Consider the following 6,673-nt stretch of genomic DNA (forward strand, 5'->3'; position numbering starts at 1 on the left):
CCTCCCAGCCCCACCCAATCCAGAACCGCGAATGCCTCCTATCTCCGCCACACCCGCCCCACTCTCCCGCCGCTTCTCCGTCGCCCCCATGATGGACTGGACTGACCGCCACTGCCGTTTCTTCCTACGCCTCCTGTCGAAGAACGCCCTGCTCTACACCGAAATGGTCACCACCGGCGCTCTCCTCAACGGCGATCACGAACGCTTCCTCCGTCACAACGAAGCCGAGCATCCGCTGGCACTACAGCTCGGCGGTAGTGTTCCGCTTGATCTGGCCGCTTGCGCGCGCATGGCGCAGGAGCATGGTTACGACGAGGTGAACCTTAATGTTGGCTGCCCGAGTGATCGGGTGCAGAACAATATGATCGGTGCGTGCCTGATGGGGCATCCGCAGTTGGTGGCGGATTGTGTGAAGGCGATGCGCGATGCGGTGTCGATTCCGGTGACGGTGAAGCATCGGATCGGGATCAATGGGCGGGACAGTTACGCCGAGTTGTGTGATTTCGTCGGTACGGTGCGGGATGCCGGGTGTACCAGTTTTACTGTGCATGCGCGGATTGCGATTCTGGAGGGGTTGTCGCCGAAGGAGAATCGCGACATTCCGCCGTTGCGTTATGACGTGGCGGCTCAGTTGAAGGCGGATTTTCCGGAGCTGGAGATTGTGTTGAACGGCGGGATCAAGACGATGGAGGCCTGCCATGAGCATTTGCAGACTTTTGACGGTGTGATGCTCGGGCGTGAGGCTTATCACAATCCGTATTTGCTGGCGGAGGTCGATCAGCAGTTGTTCGGCAGCAGCGCGCCGGTGATCAGCCGGGCCGAGGCGCTGGCGCAGTTGCGGCCGTATATTGCCGAGCATCTGCAGGCGGGCGGCGCGATGCATCACATCACTCGGCATGTGCTGGGGTTGGGCACCGGGTTCCCGGGGGCGCGCAAGTTCCGCCAGTTGTTGTCGGTGGATATTCACAAGGCCAAGGATCCGCTGGCGCTGCTGGATCAGGCCGGCGAGTTGCTGCAAGGGCGTTGATGCCCTCCCTCCGTAAAACGTGCCAGGCGGGTTGATCCGCCTGGCGTGCGCATCACCCCGCCGCCGCTTCCGTCCAGTTCACCCAGCCAAACACCCACGTCGCCAGAATCAACAAGCCAAACGCGATCCGATACCAGGCGAACGCGGCGTAGCTGTGGTTGGCGATGAATTTGAGCAGGCCGCGCACGGCGATCATGGCGAAGATGAAGGCGATGACAAAACCGAGGGCGAACACCGGCAGGTCGCCGGCCTGGAACAGGTCGCGGTATTTGTAGCCGGAGTACACCGCAGCGCCGACCATGGTCGGCATGGCGAGGAAGAACGAGAACTCTGTGGCGGCTTTCCGGGACAAGCCGAACAATAAACCGCCGATGATGGTCGAGCCGGAGCGCGACGTGCCGGGAATCATTGCCAGGCATTGCACGAAACCGATCTTCAACGCGTCTGACCAGCGCATGTCGTCGACATGATCGACGCTCACCACGTGGCTGCGCTGTTCGGCCCACAACATCACAATGCCGCCCACTACCAAGGCCATGGCTACGGTGATCGGGTTAAACAGGTATTGATGGATTTTGTCAGCGAACAGTACGCCGAGGACCACCGCCGGCAGGAAAGCTATCAGCAGGTTGAGGGTGAAACGTTGTGCATTGCGTTGGGTGGGCAGGCCTTTGACGATGTCGAAGATCTTCGGGCGAAACTCCCAGACCACGGCCAGGATCGCGCCCAGCTGAATAATGATGTTGAACGCCATCGCGCGTTCGCCGCCGAAGTCCAGCAGGTCGGCGACGATGATCTGGTGGCCGGTACTGGAGATCGGCAAGAACTCGGTCAGGCCTTCTACCGCGCCCAATATCAACACCTGGATAAAGGTCCAGAAATCCATTAATCCTCCGTCAGAGCGCTCTTGATGAGCGACCGGTCAACTGCATTCAGAAATTGAGTATCTGAAGTTAAACAATCGGTATAACGCGATACCCATTGCCTGATCAGGCGACGGAGAATATGTCTTATCAAAAGACACACTCAAGCCATGTTAATAAACGTCCGCCTACGAACTACACGAAAAATATTTAGGGCTATAGTAGAAAAAAGTTCGACTGGCCAATAAAGTGTGATCCAGCTCACATTGTCTCAGGATCGTCGACAGTGGCAATTGGACATGAATAAAGCCATCGCCATAGATTCAAAATAGTGGCACAATTCCACATTGCCACCATGTAACGACTAGTTCACAGCCCCGAGAAAATCAACTAAAAGCTTGAAATGCTTAATTATTGTTAGAAAACTCGGGAGCCACGTCTAAAAATCGCGTGAATGTTACCAATTGTCAGTCACAGATGAGAACCGGTGCTTTAACATCCCGATGTCAGCACCTAATTCGAGTCAAAGCATGATGCTCTCAGGGAACTTGGCGACTAGAAGTCCGCGCCCGACAAACGACGTACCCGGTGTTCTCACACTGGGCCGTACCCGTGGCGTGGCCGAACATTTTAGTGCGCTGATCGCAAAGCACGTACGCACTGATATGGCAATTGAGGCCAGTTCGTACACTAGTTCCTATAACAATGAACTTTCTGGTTCGTATCGAGCCATCTTCATCGTTATCGACACTCCGCAAGCGCTGGAAGACAATCTTGCGCTGATCGAGAACCTGCGTTCCGACAACTTGAAACCGATTATTTGCGCGGTCATAACCGGTCGCGGCGCTTTCAACAAGATCAAGTACTTCCTGGCCGGTGCCGACTTCTGTATCAAACTCAATACCCTTTCCGACGAGGGCGACGAGTTGCTCGGTGAATTCTTCAACAGTGAAGAATGGCAGCGAGATATCAATCTGACGCTCGACCCGACGCGCATCTGCCTGCTCGGCGGCGCCAGCCAGAAACTCGACATCTCGTTTGCCGAGATGAAGATCCTGGAAGCCTTTGCGCAGACCAGCAACCACATTCTCAGCCATGATGAAATCGCCAGCATCATGGGGCTCAATACCAATTTCTACGATCCGAGAGCGCTGGAAAAATCCATCAGCCGCTTGCGTGGAAAAATCAAGGACATGTATGGTACCAATGCGATTCAGAGCATCCGCGGCTACGGCTATCGCCTGATGCGGGGTCTGATATCGACTGCCTGACTCTCGGGCAGCCATTCTCTTTGCATAATCACGAAGGATCGTCATATGCAACCATACAGCTCAAGTTGTACTTCAAATCTACTAATAATCAAGCCATTGAATGAGCACGGCTACACCGAACCATAACAATAAACTTAACAACATAGCAGCAGAACGAGTGGAATTTATCGAGGCCATTTTGGGCCCAGACCCTGCCTGTCGGTTACTTCCAAGGAAGTCATTGCTCGCCTGCCGATTTACCTTTTCGCCCATTTTGGTGCACATTTTAGGAGAGAGACATGGAAACTAGTACAACCCTCCCAAGAAAATATTTTGTCGTCGTGACCAACAGTACAACGTCGCAGCGTGAACTTGAGAGCATTCTGTCCAGCGAGCGCTTCAATTCGTTTGGCACGTCTCAGGCACAAATGTTTATTGAAGGTGCTACTTCGCCCTCTTCCGCTCCCATGCTGATGGAGTTCACTTACCCAAGGGGCACCCGGAAAAACGTTGCCCGCACGATTGAACACGACACCCAGCGCATATTGGCCACCCTCGAATCGGAATGGCTGTCCGCACAATCGGCGAAGCCGTTTCAAAGTGCAGAGAGCGACAACCGCACTGCTGCCATCGAAGACGCCGCCACTTGCAACGAAACCTGGCATCTGGACAACGATCAAGGCGCACTGGTCAAGGAAGGCGTCGAGATCAGCCTTACCGGACTGGAAACCGCGCTGGTGCGCAAAATGCTCCATCACGAAGAACGTGTAGTCAGTCGAGATGACCTGATCCTCAGCATCGGCCGCGAGCCGGAGCAATATCGCGGCCTGGAGATGTGCCTGAGTCGCCTGCAGGACAAGTTCAAAAACGCGAGTAATGGTGAGCGATTGTTCCGTGCCGTAAGAAACCGCGGTTATTGCCTCATTCAGGAAATCGTTGCGTAAATACCGCCGATATCCGCGAACAAAACAAACAGAAAACAGTGCGATTACAAAAACAACAAGAGCACTCTGTTTGGCTTCCCCCCCTGGTAATAATAGCTCCCTGCCTCCACCCCTCCTACAGTAACAAACACAACATAATTTATTCACCCCCCGCTCTGCGACCTTTTCTAACACCCTTGTATTTGATTATTAAAAAGTTGGCACTGTGCCATCTTGTTAGAACTCGTCAGACACCCTCTCCGGCAATAACTTAGTCTATTGATTGACGACAGTTCGGCCTATCGACGTTGTTACCTCAGGACACTCGTCCAATAACAACAACAAGCCTATCTAGCAACTCGGACTTCAACTGTCGAAACCTGAATGGACGTATTTCTGGGGATATCTCATGGAACTTTCTCTACGGATCAATCGAAATAACGGCCTCAAGGGACTTACCTTCTGGGGCCAATGGGCACTGGCGCAGGCTTTCATTGTTGCGTTGTTATTCATACTGGCTGAACGGCAGACCGGCACCGTCGAGTTCTATTACCGCATGTGCGCAACACTGGCGGTATTGGCCTCGGTGCCGGCGTATACGTTCAGCGGCGTGTATCGCAAGCAGGACAATTACCTGACCGGGCTCGGACGTTTGTTCATGGGCTGGTCGATGACCATGGTCGCGCTGGCTTGCATCGCGTTCGTGTGCAAGGCCGATGAGGTGTTCTCCCGCGAGGTGACGCTGAGTTGGGCGGTGTACGGTTTCCTCGGTCAGGCGTTGCTGTACGCACCGTTGCACGCCTTTTCCAAGTACTACCAGCGCTCCCGCACCAGCGCGCAGAAGACCCTGATCGTTGGTACCGGCGAGCTGGCACTGGGTCTGGCGAAGAAGATCAGTCAGGTGGAAAACCTGCCGTTGGTAGGCCTGGTCAGCAATGGCCCGACGTCGAATCTGGATGCGGATGCGCCGCGTGTGGTCGGCGATCAGGAAGATTTGCTCGAGCTGATCAAAGACCATGACATCCGTCGTCTGTACATCACCCTGCCGCTGGCGGAGGCGGCGAAAATCGAAGCGATGTACGTCGATTTGCTCGGTGCCAACGTCGATGTGGTCTGGGTGCCGGACTTGAACAGTCTGACCCTGCTCAATCACTCGGTGAAGGTCGTGGACGGTCTGCCGGCGATCTGCCTTAACGAAAGCCCGCTGACCAGCCGCCCTACTGCTGCGCTGAGCAAGAGCCTGTTGGAAAAAGGCGTGGCGTTGCTGGCGATCATCCTGTTGAGTCCGGTGCTGCTGTTCATTGCGTTGGCAGTGAAGATCAACTCGCCGGGCCCGGTGTTCTTCAAGCAGGATCGCCACGGCTGGAACGGCAAGGTGATTCAGGTGTGGAAATTCCGCTCGATGCGCGTGCACGATGACCGCGAAGTGGTTCAGGCCAGCCGCAATGACTCGCGTATTACTGCGGTCGGGCGCTTCATCCGCCGCACCTCGCTGGATGAGCTGCCGCAGTTGTTCAACGTGCTGCAGGGGCAGATGGCCCTGGTCGGCCCGCGTCCGCACGCGGTGGCGCACAACCACTACTACTCGGGGAAAATCCTCGCGTACATGGCTCGTCATCGAATCAAACCGGGTATTACCGGGCTGGCACAGATCAGCGGCTGCCGTGGCGAGACCGACACCATCGACAAAATGCAGCGCCGCGTCGAGATGGACCTGCATTACATCAACAACTGGTCGTTGTGGCTGGATCTGAAAATCCTGGTAAAGACGCCGTTTACGTTGTTGTCGAAAGATATTTATTGATGGACGGGTGACAAGCCAGGCGATACCGCAAGGGGACGAAAGTCCCCTTTTTTGTGGGCGGGATTTGATGGTGGGTCAGGCGGTTGCGAGGGTGGCAGTGCCGACGTCTTCGCGGGCAAGCCCGCTCCCACACGGGATCTCGGTATGGATCGGGATATGCGCTTCACCCCGTTCCACTGTGGGAGCGTGGCTTGCCCGCGAAAGCGGTGGGTCAGGCAGCACAGATGTTGAATGTGCCGACGCCTTCGCGAGCAAGCCCGCTCCCACAGGGATTGGGGTGTGGATCAAGATATTTGCTTCACCCTCGAACCACTGTGGGAGCGTGGCTTGCCCGCGAAAGCGGTGGGTCAGGCAGCACATGTGTTGAATGTGCCGACGCCTTCGCGAGCAGGCTCGCTCCTACAGAGATCGGGGTATGGATCGGGTATTCGGTTAACCCCGAACCATTGTGGGAGCGTGGCTTGCCCGCGAAAGCGGTGGGTCAGGCAGCACAGATGTTGAATGTGCCGACGCCTTCGCGGGCAAGCCCGCTCCCACAGGGTCAGGCGGCGTTCACTCAAATCGGGCACACCACAAAATCACTGTGGGAGCTTGCCTGTAAGCGATAGCGGTGGGTCAGGCAACATGGATTTTGAATGGACTGGCGTCTTCGCGAGCAGGCTCGCTCCCACAGGGATCGGGAGGGGGATCAAGATATCCAGTTCACCCCGTACCAAAGTGGGAGCGTGGCTTGCCCGCGAAAGCGGTGGGTCAGGCAGCGCAGATGTTGAATGTGCCAACGCCTTCGCGGGCAAGCCCGCTCCCCC

General features: G+C 55.9%; 5 protein-coding genes. 4 read left to right on the top strand and 1 reads right to left on the bottom strand.

The window, feature by feature from the left end; all coding sequences use genetic code 11:
- Positions 1-31 precede the first annotated feature (31 nt).
- A complete protein-coding gene (gene dusA, locus QMX91_RS27665; protein WP_282413685.1) occupies positions 32-1,027 on the top strand; it encodes a tRNA dihydrouridine(20/20a) synthase DusA in 996 nt (331 codons plus the stop codon).
- Positions 1,028-1,079: 52 nt separating this feature from the next.
- On the opposite strand, the gene QMX91_RS27670 is transcribed toward dusA, so the two are convergent.
- Positions 1,080-1,913 (bottom strand): undecaprenyl-diphosphate phosphatase, encoded by an 834-nt coding sequence (locus QMX91_RS27670; RefSeq protein ID WP_282413686.1) that lies wholly within the window; start codon positions 1,911-1,913, stop codon positions 1,080-1,082.
- A 507-nt stretch (positions 1,914-2,420) separates the two neighbouring features.
- Between QMX91_RS27670 and QMX91_RS27675 the strand changes: the two genes are divergently transcribed.
- The 3 genes from QMX91_RS27675 to QMX91_RS27685 all read left to right on the top strand — a co-directional run bounded on the left by QMX91_RS27675 (position 2,421) and on the right by QMX91_RS27685 (position 5,867).
- The gene (locus tag QMX91_RS27675) at positions 2,421-3,161 is read left to right on the top strand and encodes a winged helix-turn-helix domain-containing protein (protein WP_282413687.1); all 741 of its coding nucleotides are present in this window, start codon (positions 2,421-2,423) and stop codon (positions 3,159-3,161) included.
- Between the two features lie 278 nt (positions 3,162-3,439).
- Positions 3,440-4,084, top strand: coding sequence for a helix-turn-helix domain-containing protein (locus tag QMX91_RS27680; RefSeq protein ID WP_027611488.1), 645 nt, complete (start codon positions 3,440-3,442; stop codon positions 4,082-4,084).
- Between the two features lie 388 nt (positions 4,085-4,472).
- A complete protein-coding gene (locus QMX91_RS27685; RefSeq protein WP_282413688.1) occupies positions 4,473-5,867 on the top strand; it encodes an undecaprenyl-phosphate glucose phosphotransferase in 1,395 nt (464 codons plus the stop codon).
- Positions 5,868-6,673 lie beyond the last annotated feature (806 nt).

Source organism: Pseudomonas sp. PS01299 (assembly GCF_029960145.1).
GTDB classification, from domain to species: domain Bacteria; phylum Pseudomonadota; class Gammaproteobacteria; order Pseudomonadales; family Pseudomonadaceae; genus Aquipseudomonas; species Aquipseudomonas putida_A.

Coding starts and splice junctions, on each gene's coding strand:
- dusA (WP_282413685.1), top strand. CDS start 32: ATGCCTCCTATCTCCGCCACACCCGCCCCACTCTCCCGCCGCTTCTCC.
- QMX91_RS27670 (WP_282413686.1), bottom strand. CDS start 1,913: ATGGATTTCTGGACCTTTATCCAGGTGTTGATATTGGGCGCGGTAGAA.
- QMX91_RS27680 (WP_027611488.1), top strand. CDS start 3,440: ATGGAAACTAGTACAACCCTCCCAAGAAAATATTTTGTCGTCGTGACC.
- QMX91_RS27675 (WP_282413687.1), top strand. CDS start 2,421: ATGATGCTCTCAGGGAACTTGGCGACTAGAAGTCCGCGCCCGACAAAC.
- QMX91_RS27685 (WP_282413688.1), top strand. CDS start 4,473: ATGGAACTTTCTCTACGGATCAATCGAAATAACGGCCTCAAGGGACTT.